A 23384-nucleotide genomic window follows, 5' to 3' on the forward strand; every position below is an offset into this window, starting at 1 on the left:
CCATCTGAATGATTGTTAAACTGTCTTTCCTTCTTTCCTGAACTCTTTCTTAATGCCTTCCATAATATCCCGGGCACGAATGATATTTTCATTCCGGTGCAAGGCCATTAATGAAGCATACTGCACAATATTGATGATGGATCCACCTGCAAGCTCATACTTGTCTGCTATACTATCAATGTCCAGATCTGCTTCAAGCTCTATTTTATCACTAAATGTTTGGCGCCACAAGATGGAGCGTTCATAACTTTTGGGAATAGGGAAATGAATAATTGATTGTAATCTGCGTCCAAAGGCCTCATCTACATTTCCCCTCATATTGGAACTCAAAATCACCAAACCGTTATAGTCTTCAAGGCGTTGCAACAGGTATGCAATTTCCTGATTTGCATATTTATCATGGGCGTCTGAAATGGAGGTTCTTTTACCAAAGAGCGAATCGGCTTCATCAAAAAACAAGATCCAGCTTTTATGTTCTGCTTTGGAAAAGACCTTTTCCAGATTCTTTTCTGTCTCGCCAATATACTTAGATATCACCATTGATAGGTCTACACGATACACATCAACACCAGCAAGCTTACCAAACAGCCCTGCAGTAAGGGTTTTGCCTGTTCCCGGAGGGCCATGAAATAAAGCTTTATAACCTGGTTTAAGCGTTTTTTTCATCCCCCAGTCATTCATCAATTTATTGCCATATTCCAACCATATTCTTATTTCATTTAGCTGCTGCATAGTATGCCTATCCAGTACTAAGTCTTGCCAATCCAATGTTGTACTGATTCTCTTGGCAGGGAAATCCATACTAAAAGATGGTTTACGAAGTTTACCTCCAGTAAATAAATCTATATATTCATCGTTGATTAACAACTGACCACTTAAGATAGGTTCGTTTGATGGCGATGACCCCAGCCATAAGATATTATGTACTCTGAAAAGATGATCGGTATCAAAAAATTGTTGCACTTTAAACCTTTTACTTAAATCATTTCCTGATAGTAAAAATGAAGCAGTTTCTCCGGTAGGAAGAAAACCACTGTGTGCTGTTCCCTTTAATCCGCCGAACTCGGTATTACCTCTATCCTTCAAAGTTATTTTGTTAAAAAACACATCCAGCAACTGGGGGGAAATATGAGGAAGCAGGGCGAGAATTAAAATAAGCCTTTCAGAAAACGATAATTTATAGAAACGAACAAATTCGCTGAATACTGATTCTTTGTTGGTTAATTCGGGTGGCGTAATTGCATAAATATATTCAAAATCAGCTTCTTCTCCATAGTGATTTTTCAAGCGTGCCTGCATTACTTTTTCAAACCAGTTAATTTCATCCAGCAGATCAAGTGCATTCAAATAATATGCATCCTTTTGTACTATTTGGCGATTTATTACCATTCGGTATGTATCAAATCTTTAAGCCATGGTAATTTTATGGTTCCGATGCTCCATGGTAAACGGTCAAGCAGGATGTCAAACCCATTTCGTTCGACCTGTAGAAGCCAGTGGTCTTGTTTATAAGTTATCTTTCCTTCACGTAAAAAAAACGTATTGAGCATTGATTCTACACTCGATCCTTTCAAAGCAACCCAATAACCAACCACTGTTTGAAGCAATAATTCAGATTCATTTATTTCCTTTTCGGACAATTCAATATCTCCGTCAATCACCTCATTGCTGTTCATTCCACACAAAATCTTATTCAATGGCATCTCCCATTCTTTGTAATCCTGATCCCGCTGTTGTAAATAATAAAGCAGAACGGTGGCTTTCATTTGCGCTTTGACGGAGACAAACTGGTTTTTATCGTTAATTAGGTCTAAACCTCTGAAATAAATTGGCAGAAAAGGATGAACCACTATTAACCCTGCATTATGAATATACAAACCTTTTTCACTTTGAGTAGTTTTAGTCCTCTTTATGTTTTGAATCGTATCCTTTGCCGAATTAATATTTTGATCCTTTTTCTCGGTAAACCCAAATATACTGGCTTCAATATCCGCTTTTCCAATCCTCTCTTTCAATTCTTCTGTTGAAATTGGAAAGGTATTTTTGAGCTTTAAGAAAAAGATTTTAAGAAAATCAGGTTCATTAGCATGGAGAAAAATAAAACTGAACAATTGTGTGTAAAAAGATTTCAGGGCGATATTAAACAGTTTAATAAGCTGATCTCTTTGACTTAAAAGCATATTTATATTAATTTCAAGAGTGTTATCATTGTATAGCTTGATCGTATAGTTAATGTAAATTTCGCAATCGGCGACATCAAGACAATTTACGAAACGTGTCAGCAGTCCTTCTATCTCGGGTATGGCTATACTTCTGCTTCTAGCTACTATCTTAAATAAAAAGCTACGCTGTTCCTCACTATCAAAAGCATATAAAATTTCAGATGGGGATTTTATTGTTTCATTATTATACCACCATGGGTAATTCCCATGTTCCAAATAAAACAGTAGTGCAGCACTTTTCTGTTCTTTCTCTGTGGAATATTGAACTGAGGAATGTTGAACCGAGGAATATTGAACCGAAGAGGTTTGGTCATCGAAAGGCGAATCATCGTGGCCACTACCACCAATATTTTGAGGGCTCTCGGCAGTATATGCAGGACTCTCTTCGAACAGTGTTTTAAGTTCCAGGATAAGTTTTTGTTCAACAATAGCTATAAAATTTTTCTTAAAATCATCCTCTTGTAAAACACCTAAATTAACATGAACAGCACCAATGTTAATGTAACTATCCGGATGAATGTTTTGATGAAAGATCCTTTCATACATTTTTGGTAGCTCTACATGAATAATATCATTTATATACTGCCTGCAGTCGAACGCAAGCTTTTCATTACCGACTTGCAGTTTATTTTTTGTCTGCGGATAATAACATCAGCAATCATTTTTACCTATTAAATCGCAGATTTCTATTGATTACGTTAGCACGATCGGCAATGGTTATGGCCTGGCCTTTTAGTTCAGCATTTTGCACCAGGCTGGTACCAGAGTGTAAATCAGCCAGCAACCCTTTAACTTCTACAGCACTATTAACATCATTGGTTACTGCAGCATTATTTAGCTTTTCAGTTAAAATATTGGCTGAGTCTAACAATTCGGCTTCTTTTTCCTTACGATCAGGAGCATCTACAGGCAGATCTTGTAATAAAAGCTGATTATCTTTATACTTTTTTATTTCAGCAGTTAAATCAACGCCTCCAAAATTAGTTAAATCTCTGCCTGGGATTGTAGTTTTAGGAGAGGTAAAAACAGTTGTGAATAGGTTAGAACTTTCTTTTAACCGTTGATCAAATCCCTGCAATCTTATATCCAATCCTGATGTTGCCTCCTTTATGCCCTTTTCAACTTTAATATTCACCCGATCATCAAGATCCACATCTTTAAGGTAAGGAATAAGTTTAAGGTCCAGATTTTTAGTGTAACTGGGAATAATTTCGAAGACATTTCCTATTGGGAATCTTGGTATTATTGGTGTGTCAGGTGGAAGCGGTAATGGTAGTGGCGTATAAATTGGTGGATCGGCAACTACATCTTTATCAATACTTGCATAGGGAAGCATAAAATCTCCAACTACAACCATATCATCAGCAGTGTAAACGAGTACAAAAGTTCCACCTCTGAGTACGCCTCCGGCATGTTCTAAACCAGGGTTATCTTTCATAAAGTTTCCAAGCATTAAGCCAGTTTTCTTTTTGATTACTGTATTTTGATAAATACTCGAGATAACGTCTGTTTTTCGAAGCACATCAGAGTTAAGAATAAAGTCGTGAGGTATTGCCGTATTGGAAAAGGTAAATTGTTTAGTTTGAGCTTTAACATTACTCGCAGCTGTAATTACGTTTGATACTGCAGATCGGTAGCTCATGTAATTAAACTGCGAATCGCCAATATCTTTTGCATTATCATATACATTTTGCCTTGCTGTTTTAAATTCAGTTGCAGGGATTGTAGTCGTAGCAACATCAGTTCTTTTAACTAAATCATCATTAACTGAATCTGCATCATCTATACGATCAAAGAATGTACTTTTAATCGATTTTTCATACATGTACAGATGTGGGAAAAACCATGATCTTGGTGGAATTGTATCTAACCTTTTCTCTACCTGTACCGATATGAAATTTATGGGAAGGTTATTATCCAGTATAAGTTTATTTAAAGAAGCTTCAACATCAGTAAGTTTAAAACCAATATGTCCTTCAATTCTGAAAAAAGTATATTTTAAAATATTGAAGTTAAGTGGTGTACGTGCTGCAGCACTACTGGCGTATTGTGTTGCGTTATAGGAAAGAATTTGATTTTCTCTTTTACGATTATTCGCATTGAAATTCCAATATAGGTTCATCGGGAGCTTTTCATCGTAACGATAGTAAAAAGGAATACTGCGTTCGCCCAATGGAACATCTTCATAAAGACTTGGGATGATTTTTAAACCCTGATCTAATGATTGTAAATCTGTGGCGGTAGGTATATAAAAATTGGTAATCATGCTATGAAGGCGCATGAAATTAAACCTTGTCAATTCATCCGATTCGTTATTACTATTTAATATCGGGGATTCGTAAAAATGATGGCGATACTCCAGATCAATATGAACCGGATGAAACCTTTTGATCAAAACTCCAAAGTTAAAACGAATACTGCTTGTTGAAAAAAGATTGCTTCGTAACAACAAATTGCGTCTTTCTTCTAGTACTGGAATTCCTGTGGGTTGAGGGAACCTGATATCGGGAAACACTACAGGTATTGGCCTTTTCAATGTTGCATCTCTTACTAAGCCAATCAATACATGTTTAGGAAATAATTCAACATCCGGAGAGGCAAGCATATCATCAGAGAACAGACTTTCGCGTAGTTCAGTATACGCGTAACTGATATCCCTGGCATAGTCATATACATATTGACTGTAGAAGGGAGCTTGCGGATTGAATTGATCACTGAGCAGGCTTTTCCATTTTTCAGTTGGATCGCCTCCTTCAAAATCATCTTCCACTATTAATTTACACGTTTGGTAAGCCTTAGTTATTTTATCTATGATATCATCTTTAACGGTTAATGCATTGGCAAATGCAGAACTCAGTTCTGCATATTTATCGATACCGGTATTTACAACCACTCTCGGAATATCTAAATCTGCAAGTGCAAAATAATCTTTATTCATTGCAGGCATACTCTGAAGTAGTGCGCCGATGTTGTTTTTATGAATGAGCAAAACTTTTAACTCCTTCATTGCTGTTGCACCTTTATTGTCGCAATCAGCACCTGTACAAAGGTCTGGATCGTTGTTGTAGTCTTCGAGGTATAGAACGCCTGCATAATCTTTAAATGTAGTACCTGTGGAAGCTTCCAGAGCCCCTAAATCATTGCCTGGTATTGACCCTGTAATACGACTGTCTCTTAGTTCGAACATCGGCATAGGTTGTTCGGTATCCGTTAGAAAATAAGCGTATTTAGCGTTTAAATCTTCAAAGACAGCATACTGATCAAATTCCTGATCGTAATCAAAATGAAGGAGATCGCCATCTGTTGTGATCGCAGCCCCTCTAGAAATTACCAGATGTTTGCTATCAATTACACCGATTTCCAAGCCATAAATAATACCTACACCAATGGCTTTGGTTCTGGTCAGTTTATTTTGTACTTCCAGATAATTGAATAAGTCATTTAACTGGTCAGCTGTTAATACCTGATCATTTTCAAAAATAGTAAAGCGGGTATTGTCTTTACTAATGTTGTCGAGCACATTACCCATGATTTTTATGTTTTAAGTGTTCCCAATGCATTTTGATTTAACAGGAAAAGTGTTCTTTCTTCGCTGCTACTGCAATCTTCGAGTCTGGCTACCGGATAAATGGATTTCAATGCGGTTAGTATGATTACAAACCGGTACAATTTTTCATTTCCGGGATCATTCAATTTACCTGATTTTACTTCAAGCCAATTTTTATAAGCATTTTCAAACTGCACCAATTGTTCATTACTAACCCAGCAAATTTTCACAAATATGTGTGCGGGCGATTCCATTCTTATTGTTCTTTCGCAATACTGCCTAAACCCCATGTTTAAAAACCTCGGGGCATATGCTGGCAAAACAATACTGATCCGGAATGAATAAGGATCCTTATCCTCGCAATCTTTACAGCTTTCATCTACACAGATTGGCAGAAGACCATCGAAATTCTCTTCCGCTGGCAGCTCATCAGGTACTGCATTTACTGAAGGTAAAAGCAACATATGTTCTATTAAAAACAGTCCTTCTTCTGCTCTGTTTTGCGTTACAAAAAGAACGAATTGCTGAAGTGCTACATTTGCTTCTATATTAGACGAATAAAGCTTACTACTGGTGCCCAACACCTTATCTCCGGTTAAAACCTGGTACTGAAAGGTGTTATCGCCATTATCTATGATTTTTAAATTTATAGGATTATAAATCATTGACAATGAATCGTCGAGTGCAAATTTTGCGGCTTCTTCTTCCGGGAATTTCTCGTTTCCTTCCAACAGCGTTTCCCTGTTTCTAAAGTCAATTATCCTAAACCAAAATTCATCGTTATTTGCAGGATTTAAACCGTGCTGAATTTCAGTGAATATATTCACCAGGTTACGCCTTTTTAAGTTATCAAAACCGAGTAAGCGTTCTAATCGTTTTTCTAAACCACTAATATTCTGGCTATCCCAAGTGTCATCCATCGCAGTATAATTATACGCTGAGAATCGCTTGGCACTATATTCAGGATAGTTTTTAAGGAAATTAGCTTTATCCTGAACGATATCCTCCTGATTTATAATGGTTGGGCTTATTACATCTTTAGGGTTCGAAGTAAAACCCGAATAAAGCACGTTTACATATTCAGAAAAAGATTCTGAATAGCGCGAAAGTAAATGATCCAAAAACAAATTGCGCCTTTTATAATAGGTTGTTTTATCCTCTACCGCTTCTAAGACCGCATCATCAATGGTACTGCTATTGACAAATATCTTATCAAAATCTTTAAAGCTTTTTACCGCCTTTGCAAAATAGGTATTGGCTTGCGTTTCTGTAGAAAACAGGTTGTTCAGATTTGAAAGCTGTGAGAATGAGTTAGCCAATTGCTGATCAAAGAAATAAAGATATCCTTGCAATTGATTTTTCTGTGCAACTCTTTCTGCTGTTGCATCATCTGATAAACCCCAATGGCTTATGCCATAGTTTTTAGGGAAATGATTCTGGAAAGAATAGTAACTGCCAGTATCTTCAAATGTACCTGTGTCAAAAGTAATATCATCTGTTCGAACCAAATCATTTCCTCTAATGTAATCATTCATCAATAGCTCAAACTTGCTTTTAATAATATGCATGTCAGGTCTAAGCGGAATACCATTTTTATAAAGCAAAACGTTAGATTCTACTATATTAATGATGGCTTGTCTGCCTCTTTTCACTGGAATAATCCATTTATTCGCCAGTTCTTTTACCTGATCAGTAGGGTTAAATAGGATATCAAGAATATTGGTTACACCAGAAACGTTCAGCATTTGCTGCATGATATCAGATAGGTGAATTTCTCTCTTCAAATCGGAAGCAGTAAGTTCTTCTTCTTTTATAAAACCATGAATTAGCAAGGGGCCCTCGAATATTACATCGGAAGTATACCCCTGATCTTGCAGGTCTTTTAATGAATAAAATTTTATAAGTGGTGTGAGGTATAATTGAATATTAAAAAACAGTTTTGCCAAACAATCAAAAGGATCTGCATCGGTTTTTAATTCAATTTCACTACAGAGGCGAAATTCTTGTTGACTTACTTCATTGATGCTTAAAAAATCTTCGCAGAGATTTCTGTTTTGCATCAGCAATTCTTTCGTTTCTGTTTTTATTTGTTCTTTGCCAGCTGATGATACATTGGTATCGAACTCGATGAGCACATCATAATAGCCTAAAACATCAACAGGCTCCCATTTACCACTATCAGGTTGAGTGAATTGAAGTCTTTTATTTCGGATATCAGCAAAAATACCAATGCTTCTTTTTTGTAACCAAACGTTTTTTACACCTAAAATATCAATGACCAATTTGCGGTAGTCATTAATGGTTACCGCAGTATTTGGAAATATTTGTGCTGCTGTAAAAAAGTGCTTTAAAATATTTGCTTTTGTATCTGTGTGCGTTGCAAGTAAATCTGGAATGGTATTGTTGGCACGATAACTTAAATCGGTGAGTACGTAACATAGCAACTCAAGTATAGTAATCCCAGGATCATGTACATTGTAATCCGTCCAGATTTCAGAACCTGTCTTCTCAATATAAGCTATACCAGATTTTCGCAGCTCTTCGTAATCAAAAGCTGAATTTTGTGGTTTTTGCGACGAAATGCTCAGTGTTTCACTCATGTACCTTTTATTATTTGCTGGTTTAGCTTTTGATGCTTCTTTCGAAAGCTATAAAGTCAGTTGTTACCGTAGTATCATTTGTTATCGAATGTTGAGTATGTGATACTAAAATAGATGCCGGATTAGAAGCTTCTGCAACCTCCACATTGCGGCCAAAACCTCTTAACCTTGATGAGTATTTGTACAGAGATAAATCTGTCAAATAATCAATAAATTCAATATCTTCTAAAAATTTAATGATCATTGATTTAGTAATTTTTCCACCGAAATGAATATCGTTTCCCGAAGTTTTAATCCATGGGGATAGAAAATCCTGAAGTTTTTGGTCTATTATTTTTTGATAATAATTAAACTCGTAACCTTTTCTTAGTTTAAGGCTAACCACCACTTTAACGGGCTCGTAGAATGGATTAACCACTTGATAAGTTACCCAGGCCGATGAATGCTTGCTTAAAAATGTGTCAATCTCATCCAACGTATTTTTATCAACTTTTGGTTTATAGGGATCAACGGCGTTGCGATTTGTAAGATCAGGAACAACAACTATTAATGTGTTGCCTGGCGCATAAAATGAATTGGGTGTAGCATGATTGATGCATTTAACTTTATGTACGGTTGGAAAATGTTGTAGAATTAAACGTTCGTAATCCCAGATTGCAATTGACCTTTCCTTATGCCTTAACCTTTCGCTTACCCTGGTGTAATAGGCAGAATCATTCTCTTGAACAGCACCTCCAAATGAAGAATAGGGTTGGTTGATTTTTTTTATTGCTGCATTTTCATTCTTCAGTTTGGTAATGGTACCAACAGGCAATGCGGTTGCTAAATGCTGAGGGTCATTATTTTGATCATCAAAAATAACAATAACTGCGTTTGACTGAACATCAATAAGATTACAGACGCCATCCGTATCTTGGCTTATCGACACTTTTAGCCAAAGTAAATTACCAGGTAAAATTGTATTCGTTGTGGTTGCTTCTTTCGGTATCACTATCTTGATTACACCGCTTGTAAGCAGATCATTTGTTGTATCAAAAATAAAATCATCTTTTGTCAAGGTTTTCCAGTAATTATCACAAAGGACACTCCAATTCACATCAATTTTTGACTTATCGGGATTAGCGCTTCCCTCTGCAACCTGGAATAATAAACTTGCAGAATCTTCCGCATATAAATCACTTAACCCAATTAGCAATTCGCCCTCTGCTGTATATTCGGGCAGCAATTTTATCAAAGTGTTGTTTAAAAATGTATGCTTAGTTTTGGTGTATGCATGTTCACGTGCTTGTCCAAATGCGCCATATTGGAAAAATTCTATCTCCTCATCTACGTAATCATTTAGAGATGTACCACTAAAATTAATCTTAGCTGTAGTTGCCGTATAATTTAAATTGATCGATAAAATCTCAGGCGCAAATGGTTCTGCCGGAAGTTTCAGTTCTCCACCATTAAGGCTATATCTTAAAATTTCGGCTGTATATTTTTCCCGGTAATCTTTAAATAAAAAGCTATTATTTAGCTGAAGGTGTAACTGCCCTTTGCGAATTTCTTTATATAAACTTAGAATTAATTGAAGTGCAGGTTTATACACTTGCAGCGTACTGGATGATTTTGCTTTTACAAAGTTTACCTTGTTTTGTAAAGCGGAAAAGCCTGGTACAAGATATGACATTTTACTGGTTACCGTTTGCAATACCGATTGACCAGGATTGAAATAGTAAGGTATAAATAGTTGAGGAAGAATATAAAATGGAAATAGTATAGCAAAATCAGGATTGGTAAACTTCCATATAGATTTTGATTTTGCATCACCTTCCTGAAATAGCTTGATAGTTTGCGCACTTTTCTTCCATGTATAACCGTCTTTGAAAGAGGCATTGGCACTGAAGTAACCGTTATCAATTTTTGTATTTTTATAATTGGTAAAATATGTTTTCAGATTTGATTGAGGGACATTTTTCCATAACACTTCTACATAAAATTCTCTAAGGCGTTTAGAAAAAGTCTCTTCATGAAGGATATAGAAGTTAGAATTTTCTTCTGCTAATGGCCCGAATGGATTAAAGGGCTTTTTAGGGTTTAGTGTTCCAAAATCGTTTTCCAGTTCTAAAGAGGTAATTCCTTTTACATCCACTTCTATTGTTGCATCAACCAGTTCGGCTTTCATTAAATCTTTATAACCGAAATCCGTTTTTTCGTTATTGATAAATACCTGAAGTATCGGATGAAGTGTATCAAAATCTCCTCCATGATTGGCTTTGTTATATTCAACTACCGCTGGTTCATCCTTTCCTAGACTCAACGTAAATTTTAGGTTAAACAGGAGGTTATCAGCAGAAGTGACGGTTGCAGATGTCAATTTGGGACCTAGCCATCCTTTCTCACCTGTTATACTAACTTTAAAAAGGTTAGCTGTTAATACAGTGTTTTTTGCAGCTATATCTAGGCTTTTCAAGGTAAGGTTCACTGTAATTAACCTCGTGCCCTCTTTCATTTTTAATATGCTGCTTGATAAACAGAAACCAACTTGCGCTAAGGGCATCGAAATACTGCCAAACCCATTCCATTTTGGATTCGCAGAATCAAGTGCAGCTCCCAATCCATCTTTAGAGTTGGCAATAGGGGCATGAAATAGAAAATTTTTATTTACAGGATTAACAAAAAGGGATTTGAGTTGGCTCACTTTTGAAGGATTAACCACTATATCATGTTCCAGTTTGTAATTAAGGTCCTTCTTGATACTATCTTTTCCGGCCAAAAGGAAACCTCCTGATTTAAGAAGAGTATTCTCAGTATTCTTTTTAAGCTCAAAAACTACATGTGCCCTATCAGGTACCGGAAGTGATTTATCGAGTTTTAAAACGTCGTGGTAATAAAAATCAAGATGGCGTTGAGTAAGCGTATTGAGCAGTGCTTTTGGTTTTTCGAACAGCTCTATAAAACTGTTCCATAAAGCCAGATGTGGTGGAAGGGAATTACTACTGCCAAGGGCATTAACTTCTTCCATACTCAGATTAAAAAAACTATCCCAGGTACCATTTTCTATAATATTTTTACCAGCAGGGTTCAGCTCATAAAATTTAATCTGTTTTGATATTTCCTGAATATACTTATAGAAATCTTCCTTTGTGCGTTGATCTACAGGTGCAAGTTTAGGATCTAAGAGCTGAGGTGTTCGCTGTTGTTGCGTTTGCCCATCGCGCTTCAGAATAACTTTGTAATCTATTGCTTTAGCAGTCATGCTGATTTATTATTTGCTTCGTTTAAGTAAAACGGATATACCAGATTATATCGGGTATTGGTATTGATTACCTCGTAATTAACCGAAATATCGATTCTACCTTCAGTAATAAAATCATCCAGAAGGGTAACAACCAATAATTTGATCCTTGGTTCAAACATTAAGATGGCATTTTTAACGGTGATTTTTATTTGCGTTTCTGTTGATGCGCTCATGGCTTCGAACACATAGTTTTCCAGATTGCAACCATAAAGAGGTTGGAGGAATCTTTCACCAATGGTTGTTGACAATAATATTTCAAGGCTTTTATTAATGTCCTCTTCATCAGAAGTCATTAAAACCTCATTCGTTTTCTTTGAAAAAGTTGGGGGAAAACTCCAGCCTCTGCCTAGAAATGATAGCTCTGAAACATCTTTTGACCTGTCCATAATTTAAATGTATTTGTGCGACTGGCTATGCAAGGTTTATTTAATTTCAACAATAGCATCATACAGAGTCGAATCAGAAAACTTCGTTTTAATAACAAAAGCCTCTGGGTGTGCTTTTAAATGATTAATTACACCCTCTGCTACAGCCACACATAAAAGCGTCATCTGTTTGTTCGCATCAGGATGATCTTTGCCCATTACCTCTTTATAATGGTTGTTAAAAGCAATTTGAATCGCATCAGCCATGCTATTAGCTAAGTTTGTTGGTGATCCTGGTATTAAAGCCATAGTTATCCTGTTTTTACTTTTACCGATAATAAACTTGGAGTTGCTGGTGGCATTGGTGGTACTGGTGGTGCCGGACTTACAGGCAGACCTAATGCCGTTTCGCCAGGGTGCATATGTGTGGCATATATATTCACAATCTGGTTGAGATAGGTTAATAATTCATCGCCAAAAACAAGTGGATGTGCAGCACCATCAACCAATTCTATCTGTGGTGCATCAACCACTACCTTGGTATTAGCATGTACTTTGATTAATCCACCGTTGATATTTATGTTAATTTCATTCCCCTTATCATCTTTAATTGTAATAGCAGATGGTTCAGTAATGATTTTATTCTTGCTTTGATCTTCGACACTGAAGCCTTTTTTATCGTCACTAATAAACACCCTATTTTCGCCTGGAGTTTCAATTGATATTTCTTTAATTTGATCGTCAAAAGTCAATTTCATTTTCTCTCTCGAGGTATACCCTTTTTTATGATTATCATTTGTAGGTTGGATTGGTGGTACTTTGTTTGAGCTATGCAACATCCCTAAAATTACAGGCTGGCGTGGATCATCATATAAAAAACCAAGTAACACTTCATCATTCATTTCAGGTCTGAAATACATGCCACGTTCATTTCCTGCATCTGTTAGCGCAATCCTAGCCCACACTCCATCGTCATCAGCGTTGATGTAAGGCATTTTAACCCGCACACGCTGTTCTCCATCAGGATCTTCATTATCGGTGACTATACCCGTGTGTAAACCCACTACACCAGGCAATAACCCACCCGCTTTAGGTGCTACAACTTGACTTTCATCCATAAACCAATCTGGTGTGTGGCCAAATTGCGCATGCGTTTTCCATCCGTTGGCTAGAGTGTATTCGTGCCTTACCCCACTTACAAATGCTTTACCATTAAAGCGCTCACCCAGGCCATGTAACTCCACAACATCACCTGGATTTATACTAGAAATGCCTTGAAACTTTACACGGCCTCTTATTTTTGAGAGTCGCGATTTTAATAATTGTGCATCGGCCCATGCTTTTGTTTCTCCCGGATCTATTGAGCCTGCGTGGTTTAAATATAAATCGCCTGGCCCTGCAACTGATGCAAGATCTGTTGCCGCTAAGTTTCCTTGTTCTTCCAATTCTACAGGATCGCTGGCGGTCGATTCGGCAATTTCCTGGTTGGCCATGTCCCAGGCTTTACTCTTTACCGAAGTGAATTGATTTCTGCTATCCATCTCCGCATCAAGTTCTATAATCGTTGCGCCATGCAATAAGGATAGGGTTATGTCACTGGTGACTTTAGGTTTTTTAATGACAATTTTTTCATCGTTGGTTAAAATGATATTACCGTTTGCTTCTGCCCTACTCAAAATAAAATCCCAATCTGTACAATTATATTGAACCATCTCTTTGTGGTTAACATTAGTTGATTCAATGTCGAGATCAGAGAAACCATCATCTGACAAAATCTGAGTAATAATATCAGAGTCACTCAGATTGTGAAAATAGGCATTTTTACGACCGATACTCGTTTTCACTGCTTTGTGTTTACACTCTACCGTAAGTAATGGAGCCATATTAAACCTTATTTTTAGCGACTGCTTAATAATGATGCCTTTAAAAACACTAACGGAAGTTTCAGGATCTCCAGCTTCAATTTCTATTTCATTTCCGGGAATTAATAATTCGCCATCTGTCAAAGGAAAGATCCCATCAGATGCATCTCCATCCTGAAACACTAAAATTGCCGATGAGATCTTATTAATTACCTTGGTTACAAAAACAGATTGCTTGGCAACGGAGCGAGGTAAATCAGTCCCGTTTATTTTAACTTTGAATTCAGCAACGGTCTCTACTGCAGGAATTAATCTCTCTTCAGCCATTATCTATTGCTTTTTAGTTTTATCTAATGGAGGGAAAATGAGTTTTTGACCGGGGCTTATATTTCTAAAATCCCTTAGCCTATTTACTTTTGCAACCTGGAGATAGTATTTAAAATCACCGTAAATATCCCTAACCATGCCCGGCAACGTATCACCTTCTTTTACGACGCGAACATGGGTAAGGTCGGCGGATTTAGGGTCATTTTCTTGTAGGATCTCAGCATCCGTTCTTTTCTCAATAAAAGTGGCTGTAATAATTGCACGAAGTGGAGAGCCATCAGGCTTAAATAGTTTGTATTGAATGGCTGCTGTCTTAAGTATGCAATCGAAGGCAAACTGGTTCGCTCTATACCAGATTAACCCAGGCCAGTTTATACGAAGAAACCTTGTCCGATGCCCTTTACCATCATAACCCGTTGTTTGGTAAAACTCTATTATTTTGGCTTTAACATCAAGCACGACTCCATTAGCGCCTGTTCCATCTAAGAAGAACTTTAAAGTAACCTGAAATGGAGAAGTACCTAGAAATGCTCCTGCATTACCTGTTGCTCCTGCGGCTGGGTTCTGCTCTGTTAAAACGCTATAATTAAGTGCAATTTCATCTGGATTAATGAAGGCGGTAAATACCTGTGTTGAATCACCACTTTTTTCAATCTTATCCCAAGATTCTATTTTCAGCTTTTGTCCAGCTTCATGGGGTAATAAGGCGTCTAGTAATCCCATTATTTAGCGTTGATTTTTTTGATTTAGAATTTCCATAACCTGCTCCACGCATTCCTTAATAATTTCTTCTTTTGATGAAGAAGACTGATCAACAGCCGAAGAACTGCCTGATGAAGGATTATCAGAAACAGTTACAGAAATTTCAATTTCGTTAATTAAAATTGGCATAATTAAAAACTTATAGATCCCGAAACACTTCCGCTAATTGCACCTCCAATGGCGCCAACTGCTCCAAATAACAGATCATCAAGACCCATTGGTTTAAAGTATTGATAGGTTAATTCCAGCGTTTCGACAACCATGGTATTCTGCTCAGCATTAAATTCAGAAATCTCAATTTTAGTTGGATAAGCATTAAAAACATGCCAAACGTTCAGCGGAATGTGGCTATCATTAAGTAAGCTAATCAGAATATTTTTAGGGGCAAAGTTAAAATTCTCAATACTATCCCTACACCAGTGACTAACCAAAGAGCCTAAAAAAAGACCACGTTTAAGCACTAGTTTATTGTACTGTGGAACCCCCGGAAATTGATGCTTAAATCTATTCTCGCCACCTTCAGCAACCGTTTCTGTTGGAATAGTTACACTCAAACCGTTCACACTTTGAAAGCGTACATCTTGAGGAGTTTGTGGAAACATCTCAAAAACAACGAGAAAGTGAAACCCTACTGGTGGATAAATTAATCCATCAATTATACCACTAATCAAGCTCATAATAATTCCGGTTAATCTCCATTTTGAATGGTAAGGCCCTCGTGAGCGAGGTCAAGTTGCTCAATAGCGACCTCACTGCCGTCTGCTTTTAAATCAGTGCTTTGTATTTTAACAGGGAAGGCATTTTTTATTTTCCATGTTACTACAGGATCATGATTTTCATTTAGCAGTTTAATCGTCACATCCCGTCTTTCAACTGTGTTAAGGCTTATGCTGTTTAACCAGGCATAAAACTCATTATCCCCCGCAAAAACACCTCTTTTAAGTGTAATGTTGCTAAATTCCCGCATGCCAGGCATTTTTATTTTACTGTATTCCGGAGAAGCTCCATCGCGATATTCGATCAGTTTATTTTCGATATTTAATCCGCTTACTTCTGTAAAGCCTATTTTCGTTCCTCCCCAGTCAACCAGGAAATGAAACTTTGGTAATGGATACGTTGCCATTTGTTTTTTTGATTAAAAGCTGATTAATTATGATTCCTGAAGTTTGTGAGAGAATTTCAAAATGATGAACTCTGCAGGACGAACTACCGCCATACCAATTTCTATATTCATCCTTCCTTCTAAAATATCAAGCGCTGTCATTGTTGTACCTAAGCCAACTCGTACAAAAAACGCATGTTCTGGTTTCGCACCTGCCAGCGCACCTGCTCTCCATTGTTTAATCAAGAAGTTTTCGATCATGGCTCTTACCCTAACCCATGTATTTGCATCATTTGGTTCAAAAACAACCCATTCTGTGCCTTTTTTAATAGATTCTTCCGCAAAAATGAAGAACCTCCTTACGGGAACATAACGCCATTCGTTGTCATTTCCGGCTAACGTTCTTGCGCCCCAAATCAAGACACCTTTGCCCGTAAAATAGCGGATGGCATTTATTGACTTGCCTGAAGTTGGATCAACATTCAAAGCCATTTGATCCTGATGAGAAATTTTAAGGGCTGCCGCATTTACATAGGATAATGAAACATTTGCTGGTGCTTTCCAAACCCCTCTTGCACTATCCACAGCAGCATAAATACCTGCTACCGCTGTTGAAGGAGGCATCACAATGTTAATTTTCTGCAACTGCAGCTTTAAAAGGTTATATAACTCTGTATTTGGTGCAATTACAGGTGGTGACGCAGGCGAAGTCGGCACTGCTGGTTCTGGTCTTTGAAGATTTAAACCGATCCGTATAGAAGGTTTTAAATCAGCAAGAGCTGTTGGTGGATTTTGAAGGGTTGCCAAACTAATGTTCCCATTGTTACCTGGTGTTTCATTAGTTTCTATTGTCTCTACACCGCCAGTAACTGTTTTGTAAACAATATTAACATCCTTATCTTCAAAACGAAAATTCAATGTGGTTTCAAGATATGGAAAATAGGCCGCACCATACTTCATTAAATCCAGATTACTGCCTAATGTAGCTGTATTTCTAAATTCTTCTGATGATGCAATAATTTTATTAGGAGCATCTAACACCTGCTTTACATCAACAATGGTAAACCTATCCTGAAGGAGTAAACATTGTGCAAGTGACAAATTAATAAGCGAATAATAAAGTGAAGCTTCCAGAGAAGGTCCATCTGGAAATAGCAGTAAAGTAGGTTCATCAACTTTTGCTATCTCACCCAAGCCATCTTTTAAATCGTTGAAAGACACATTGGCATCTGATGGAGTTACATTAGGATAAGGACCAACCGATACAATATAACACGGACCACCGCCATTTGCAAAATACATTTGCAAACCGTAATAAAGCCTAAACCTTGAACTTGTTACCGGATCTTTGGTTATTCCAATATTTCGTGAAACGGTTCCTGCATCAGTCGTATCCGTTATGGTTATAGTAATTGCAGTCTCTTTTTGTGCCAGCCCAAACAACTCTTCATATTCAAGCAATGAACTTATACGCTGTGGCTTAAGCTTAAGATCTTTTCCATTAAAAGTTGCTTTTTCTGTATAACCGATAAATGCAGGAATTGCGGTTTCAACTTCAGCTACAGAAGGTGGAAACGTTGGAATCTCACGTATGTAGACCCCGGGTGTTTTAAATACATCTGCCATTGTGGTAGTTTTAATTAGATTGTGATTAAAATATCTGAGAAAGTATCAGAACCTTCTGTTTTTATGAGATTTATTGGCGGATTAGGTAAGTTGGCTATCAACACCTTATCAGTATCATCCGTCAACTTTATACCTGTAATCATTTCTTCCTTAAGTGGAAGCACAGTATTTGAAGTAAGAATAAACTTACCAGGTGCTGAGCTTCCCAGCAGACTAAAATCTATAGATGGGCCATTCGTTTTAACTACAGTTACCGAATTTATTGCAGAATTAAACTGTTTTGTTATAATATAACGCCATTTTGTAGAGCGGTTCGTGAATGAAATTTTATAGTTTTTTGTACTTATAGCATGATTACTTTGCTGAAATTGATATTCGCTGGTTAAGCTACTTTTATAAAAAATCTCTACCAAACCAAACACATCAGACATTTCACCAGATTTAATCGCATAAAACTTAGTCTTTTCTACCCCATCAATTAAGAATCGTGCCCTTCCGCCTGTTGATTTATTCAGATCAAATGAAAAGTTAAATACATTATCAGAGTTATTTAAAGTTTGCTCTAAGCTTTCCCCACTGTCTATAAATTCTAACTTACCCGTTTCAGTTGGGATAGTATTGCCATCTGCAAACGCAAAACTATTGCCTAAAAAAGGAATCAAATCTGCATCTGAAACTATTTTCGTAGTTGTATTTGCAACCAGCAGAGGCTCAGTAACAGCTAAATTTGGGATAAGATTATTAAAATAGTAATGGCTGTTAGCTGGTTTGATCATATTTATATTGGTTATATTTTCAAACAATCTATTTTTGAGTTTAAGCAAAAAGGTAAATTTTGTTCCTTCTGATAATGGATTTTTTATAATATCGGCACTGTCCACCTTTGCGTATAATTTACCACCAAAATCATTTGGTAAAAAACGTAAACCAAGCTCTTGTAATAGATTTGCACAGCTAGCGGATGGTTGCATAACAAGATCAGGGCACTTACCCGATTTATAAAAGGTATGTGCAAACTCAAGGGCAAACAGGGCTTTATATTTGATTTTTATCATCAGAGGAAAAGGAATGGCGATTTTATTTATCGCTAATGGTGACTTCTGTAATTGGTGGGGCCTCCATTTTAGGCTCGAGATCTATGAAACTCATTGTTCTGATCTTATATATTACACTGGGCATATATTTAGCACCTAATGCTGCCCATAAGTTATTCTGCTGTTCAAAAGTGGTAGAATGAAGATTGACTAACAAACGCCCAACCTTTTGCCATGGTTTATCATCTGCAACTTTTGCATTAATGTGTGGGTATTGGCCACTATCAAAAACCTGATTCCCTTGAAAAAAAGAAATCACATAAGACAAAAGTCGCAAGGCTGTAGCATAATTATTAGTGTAAACTGAGAAAACAACAAAAACGTTTAGGTTAATCGGTGGATTGATAACTTGATATTTATCGTCAACTTTTCGATAAGATACCTGTGAATCCAAAATACGATCTTCTTCAAGATTAACCATAGTTAAAATAATCTTTGAGATATCACCGCCATCAGATACCACCGCAAATGTACCGTCAGGGTTCATCAAAGAAGAAATCATAGCGACATCTTCATTTCCGAAGTTTGTTGTATCCTTACGTTTGAGGTAAGCATTTAATTCATCACATAAAAACTCTATAGCTGTGCGTAACATGTTTTATTTGCTTAAGCTCTGATTAATTTTATTTCTCAGCCTATTTTAATCCTCAATTTCTTAAATATACAAACTGTCTTGCCGCTGAAATACTTGGATTAAACAAGAGGCTGTATCCGTAATCTTTCAGCTTTTGATGGTTAAAATTATCGGTATGTGTTTCAACGATTATGGTGCGTATGTTTCTTAAATCGATCTGTTCTATTGCTTCAAAAAGAAGCTCTTCGTAGCCTTCTATATCAAGCTTCAGTATGAAAACTTCTTTATCCAATTGGTTGATAAAAGAAAATAACCCTATAGATTCTACTAATAAAAATTCGTTTAAGTTTGGTAAAGAGGTCCACCTTCCACTCCAGTCACTTTGATCTGGAGAATAAAGATTTAACGTTCCATCAACTATTGATACTGCTTTATTAAGTGGCCTTATTTTTCCAAAGATGTTTGCATTCTGGTTTAAATAAAAGTAGCTATCTGGATTTGGCTCGAATGAAATCACATCCACATTTTTCAAATAACGAGCACACATAATAGAGAATGCACCAATATGGGCCCCACAATCAATTACATAGCTATGTTCTGCAGGTTCAAGGCTGGCCAATAAACTTTTTACACAATACATATCTTGTTCAATCACTTCTGGAATGACCCAACGATCATCATCAGTGTCTTTCCTGTGGGCAATATTGGACAGATCATTCATTTTCTCTTTGGTTAGTTATTCAGCTATGTAAAGCTTGTTTTGTTTGTTATTGCTTTCAGAAACTCGTAACAGATAGCTAAAAAAAGTATCATTATCGAGTAAATTGGGATACTGATGTTGTTCAAGATATCCCCTTACCATATTTGCAGAAACCATATAACAATAAGAACTGGGATCGAGAGAAAGTTCATGTACCTGATCGCTTGCCTTTTGAAAAAATGCTCCAGGATTGCTCCAGCATATTGGCTGTATTTCCGCTACTTTTAACTCACACCAAGGCGCATTACTTTCATTCAGGATTGAAGTTAAAGCTTTTGAACCCAACGTTAACCACTCTATAGTTTGACCGCCACGTAAAATTTCGCAAACTCCATGGTAATAGTCTTTAGCTATACTACTATTAAAAGATGCACCCATAAAATTATTTGTCACTTCGCCTGAACGTTCGCGATACCCAATAAACTCATAAAAATTCAAAGTGTCCAATAAAGGCTGAAGTGGTTTCAATACAATGCAATCTGAATCAACCCATAGTCCGCCATATTTATATAGCAAAAAAGCTCTTATGAAATCTGCACGATGAGCAATACATAAATTTTCAATGTCAATGTCAAGATCAATGTCACGCAACCCAATGAAATCTTCAGCAGCCAGTAGTTGCACGCTGTTTGTATGTGCAAAAATTGTTTTCTGACATTCACCAATCCAAGCTGGAAGATCGCCTTCCCAGTAAAGCCATACCGGTAAGTTATGAGGTTGGTTTGTCATGATCTAATGGCCGTTTAGTTAATTTTCTGTAAAACCAAAAGTGAGTCGGCTTGCTGAAACTTTTGATAAGCTTTTTTTGAGATTAATTCAGAAACAAAAGCCATAACGTCTGGATAGTAATCGGCATAATCATGAAAAGCGACATAACCACCAATTTGTACCGAAGCTGCAAACTGAGTAAAATCATTGCTAACATTTAAGTAATCGTGCAAACCATCAATTAACAGAAAAGATATTGGAAGCTCCCACTTTACATTTTTTGATTCACTAACGATCGGAATAACTATATCAGCTAATTTTGCTTCTTCAATATTTCTTTTAAAAAAAGGAAGAGAAGGCGCAAATTGATGCAAGCCCTGATCCACTGAACCTAATATTCCAGTATGCAGATCAATAGCATATACTTTTATTTTATCAGAAACCGATCTGGCAATTTTGCCTAGCAAAACGGTAGCCTTACCATGATAGCTACCTATTTCCACTACCTGTGCCACTGGAAATTGATTACATGCTTTTAAACCGCAAGCCAATAATAACTCAGCTTCAGCATTACTAAACCATCCTTCAATTTTTTGTATTTCATGCAACGCTTCCAAAGGGAAAAACAATTCATCATTATTGTTTACTTCCTTGTCTTCAAGCTTTTGTATATAATGATTTAACTGCTTACGTGCATATTTCCTGACTGCATCATCATATTTCCGGGAAACTGGATGCACCCAAAAGGCATGAGGATGGTTAAAAGCCTGATCAAGTTCCTGTGTTGAATAGCTTTTTTGGTAGTTTACATAATCAGGACAACAAGGGTTTAATTCAATTTCATACCCCAATAAACTAACCATGGTTGGTAATATAATTTCTTCTGTTGCCCATATTTTAGTACGTTGCATAATATTCTGAAGCAGAATATTTGTTTTAAAGAGCTTTACCAAATCTTTTACTGCATCGAATGTAAATACAGTTGAGGGCCAAAAGGACCAGTGAAGAAATTTGTTCTCGCCATCCTTAAATGTTTTTAAAAGCGGTTCCCACAACTCATATTCTTTAAAGGCTTGTATCGAAGTGTATACATCAGTATCATTGGGAGTTAAACGTTCAGGCCGATTGGATAATAGCCCTATATTGCTTTTTGCTGAAAAGAAATCGCCCATAAAAGCAGAATATCCAGATTGGATACTTAGTTGATCAGAATCTACAATGGTCAAAATATCGAAAGAGAAATGATCAAGGGCAAACTGCATACATTCCAATGCAAAATCATGTAAGTAACCATGTTTCACCGGAACAACCACGGGGTTAACAATAGCGCCAAACTCGTCAAATGGAAATGAGGATGAACTTAATTTAAATCCAGGCTCACTATTAAAAATCAGTATGATAGATGATTTATCCTGGAAATGCAGATTCCGAACCATATCAATTACACACTCTAAACTTTCATGCACCAAACAGGCGTACACATTCTTAATCTGCTTTGTTGGATTTGCACTTAAAAGAGTAGTTTTAGGCGAAATACTACTAGTTATAACTGGTTCATCAGTATGAATATACTGTTTTAAATCGGTATCCATTATCCTTTCAATATCCATCACAGGGTAATCGTGCCACCACTCTCCAGTAGTCTTTTTTACACTAATATTTTGATCATGAATCATGTGGACAGAAATCGTTAAATCTGTAAGTGCTGTAACTTTTTCAGGCGCTGTGGCCCACACAAACAAACCATCCATTCCCACATTTATCTCTTTAAACTTATTCTTCTCCCAAAGAGAGCGTTGATAACAAAGCGAACTTCCTAACAACCATTTACGCTGAGTTAACGGGTACTTATATTCAAAAGCCTTCTTATTGGTTATATCGTAATAAAGCAGATTGTTTATTCCGCAAACTTCTGAATTATTTCTTTTCAACTCCTCAACCTGATATTTAATTCGATGTGATGCATACCAATCATCATCATCCCAATTCACTATTATAGAGCCTGAGGCATGACTGCATGCCATATTAAGTTTCGCCCCTAGGGTAATTTTAGTTTTAAGGCGGATATATTTGATAAGGTCAATCTTTGGAATTAAATCTTCAATGCAATCTGTTCCATCATCAATTATAATTAATTCTTTATTATAAAATTCCTGCCTTAGAAAATACTTTATGGCATGTGGAATGAATGATCTCCTGTTATAAGTCGGCATCACACAAGAGACCAGTGGAAGCTCATTCATACGTATAGAATTAAAGAAAGCAGCAATGGATTTTTAGACAATTAATAAAGCTTCGCTAATGGTTTGTCACATTGACAACCTATTGCAAATAGCTATATCCAGCTTTAATTGAAAGCCTCTATAATTGGTTTTCAAAATATAAATATAATTGCTTTCTTGACTTAACTCAATAGCTAATTATAACTATTTTAACCATCTTTCTTAATATAATGGTGCCTATACCTATTCTTAAAGCCATACTCCCTAATCTTTTAGAACAATAGTAGATTACAGTCATCATTTTGTAAACTGTAATTTATGGTGAGCTTA

The 23384-nt window shown here is 36.6% G+C and carries 18 protein-coding genes; all 18 read right to left on the reverse strand.

Annotated features, from left to right (window positions below; translation table 11 throughout):
• Positions 1-15: 15 nt before the first annotated feature.
• Genes ADIARSV_RS10915 through ADIARSV_RS10995 form a run of 18 tightly spaced genes read right to left on the reverse strand, consistent with a single transcriptional unit; the run spans position 16 to position 23075 of the window.
• Positions 16-1389, reverse strand: a complete 1374-nt coding sequence (locus ADIARSV_RS10915; protein WP_016195573.1) for an ATP-binding protein — start codon at positions 1387-1389, stop codon at positions 16-18.
• Positions 1383-2846, reverse strand: a complete 1464-nt coding sequence (locus ADIARSV_RS10920; RefSeq protein ID WP_316929508.1) for a contractile injection system tape measure protein — start codon at positions 2844-2846, stop codon at positions 1383-1385. Before ADIARSV_RS10920 ends, ADIARSV_RS10915 begins: the two co-directional genes overlap by 7 nt.
• A gap of 40 nt (positions 2847-2886) precedes the next feature.
• On the reverse strand, positions 2887-5751 hold the full coding sequence (locus ADIARSV_RS10925; protein WP_016195576.1) for a hypothetical protein: 2865 nt from the start codon (positions 5749-5751) through the stop codon (positions 2887-2889).
• Between the two features lie 5 nt (positions 5752-5756).
• The gene (locus tag ADIARSV_RS10930; RefSeq protein WP_016195577.1) at positions 5757-8369 is read right to left on the reverse strand and encodes a hypothetical protein; all 2613 of its coding nucleotides are present in this window, start codon (positions 8367-8369) and stop codon (positions 5757-5759) included.
• Between the two features lie 22 nt (positions 8370-8391).
• Positions 8392-11610: a baseplate J/gp47 family protein gene (locus ADIARSV_RS20630; RefSeq protein ID WP_016195578.1), complete on the reverse strand. Its 3219-nt coding sequence runs from the start codon at positions 11608-11610 to the stop codon at positions 8392-8394.
• Positions 11607-12038: a GPW/gp25 family protein gene (locus ADIARSV_RS10940; RefSeq protein WP_016195579.1), complete on the reverse strand. Its 432-nt coding sequence runs from the start codon at positions 12036-12038 to the stop codon at positions 11607-11609. The genes ADIARSV_RS20630 and ADIARSV_RS10940 overlap by 4 nt, the downstream gene beginning before the upstream one ends.
• 36 nt (positions 12039-12074) lie before the next feature.
• Positions 12075-12326, reverse strand: a complete 252-nt coding sequence (locus ADIARSV_RS10945) for a hypothetical protein (RefSeq protein ID WP_016195580.1) — start codon at positions 12324-12326, stop codon at positions 12075-12077.
• 2 nt (positions 12327-12328) lie between these two features.
• A complete protein-coding gene (vgrG, locus tag ADIARSV_RS10950) occupies positions 12329-14206 on the reverse strand; it encodes a type VI secretion system tip protein VgrG (protein WP_016195581.1) in 1878 nt (625 codons plus the stop codon).
• A 3-nt stretch (positions 14207-14209) separates the two neighbouring features.
• Positions 14210-14929, reverse strand: coding sequence for a CIS tube protein (locus ADIARSV_RS10955; RefSeq protein ID WP_016195582.1), 720 nt, complete (start codon positions 14927-14929; stop codon positions 14210-14212).
• 3 nt (positions 14930-14932) lie between these two features.
• Positions 14933-15097, reverse strand: a complete 165-nt coding sequence (locus ADIARSV_RS21895) for a DUF5908 family protein (RefSeq protein WP_016195583.1) — start codon at positions 15095-15097, stop codon at positions 14933-14935.
• Positions 15098-15099: 2 nt separating this feature from the next.
• The gene (locus ADIARSV_RS10960) at positions 15100-15645 is read right to left on the reverse strand and encodes a phage tail protein (RefSeq protein WP_016195584.1); all 546 of its coding nucleotides are present in this window, start codon (positions 15643-15645) and stop codon (positions 15100-15102) included.
• An 11-nt stretch (positions 15646-15656) separates the two neighbouring features.
• Complete coding sequence (locus ADIARSV_RS10965) at positions 15657-16091, reverse strand: phage tail protein (protein WP_016195585.1); 435 nt, start codon at positions 16089-16091, stop codon at positions 15657-15659.
• Between the two features lie 27 nt (positions 16092-16118).
• Positions 16119-17696 carry a phage tail sheath family protein gene (locus ADIARSV_RS10970; RefSeq protein WP_016195586.1) on the reverse strand — a complete coding sequence of 526 codons (1578 nt, stop codon included), beginning with the start codon at positions 17694-17696 and terminating at the stop codon, positions 16119-16121.
• Between the two features lie 14 nt (positions 17697-17710).
• Positions 17711-18751: a hypothetical protein gene (locus tag ADIARSV_RS10975; protein WP_016195587.1), complete on the reverse strand. Its 1041-nt coding sequence runs from the start codon at positions 18749-18751 to the stop codon at positions 17711-17713.
• A gap of 22 nt (positions 18752-18773) precedes the next feature.
• Positions 18774-19385: a DUF4255 domain-containing protein gene (locus ADIARSV_RS10980; RefSeq protein ID WP_016195588.1), complete on the reverse strand. Its 612-nt coding sequence runs from the start codon at positions 19383-19385 to the stop codon at positions 18774-18776.
• A gap of 52 nt (positions 19386-19437) precedes the next feature.
• Positions 19438-20085 carry an FkbM family methyltransferase gene (locus ADIARSV_RS10985; protein WP_016195589.1) on the reverse strand — a complete coding sequence of 216 codons (648 nt, stop codon included), beginning with the start codon at positions 20083-20085 and terminating at the stop codon, positions 19438-19440.
• 15 nt (positions 20086-20100) lie between these two features.
• Positions 20101-20853, reverse strand: a complete 753-nt coding sequence (locus ADIARSV_RS10990; protein WP_016195590.1) for a glycosyltransferase — start codon at positions 20851-20853, stop codon at positions 20101-20103.
• A 14-nt stretch (positions 20854-20867) separates the two neighbouring features.
• Complete coding sequence (locus ADIARSV_RS10995) at positions 20868-23075, reverse strand: glycosyltransferase (protein ID WP_016195591.1); 2208 nt, start codon at positions 23073-23075, stop codon at positions 20868-20870.
• Between the last annotated feature and the right edge of the window lie 309 nt (positions 23076-23384).

The organism is Arcticibacter svalbardensis MN12-7 (genome assembly GCF_000403135.1).
Lineage (GTDB): Bacteria > Bacteroidota > Bacteroidia > Sphingobacteriales > Sphingobacteriaceae > Arcticibacter > Arcticibacter svalbardensis.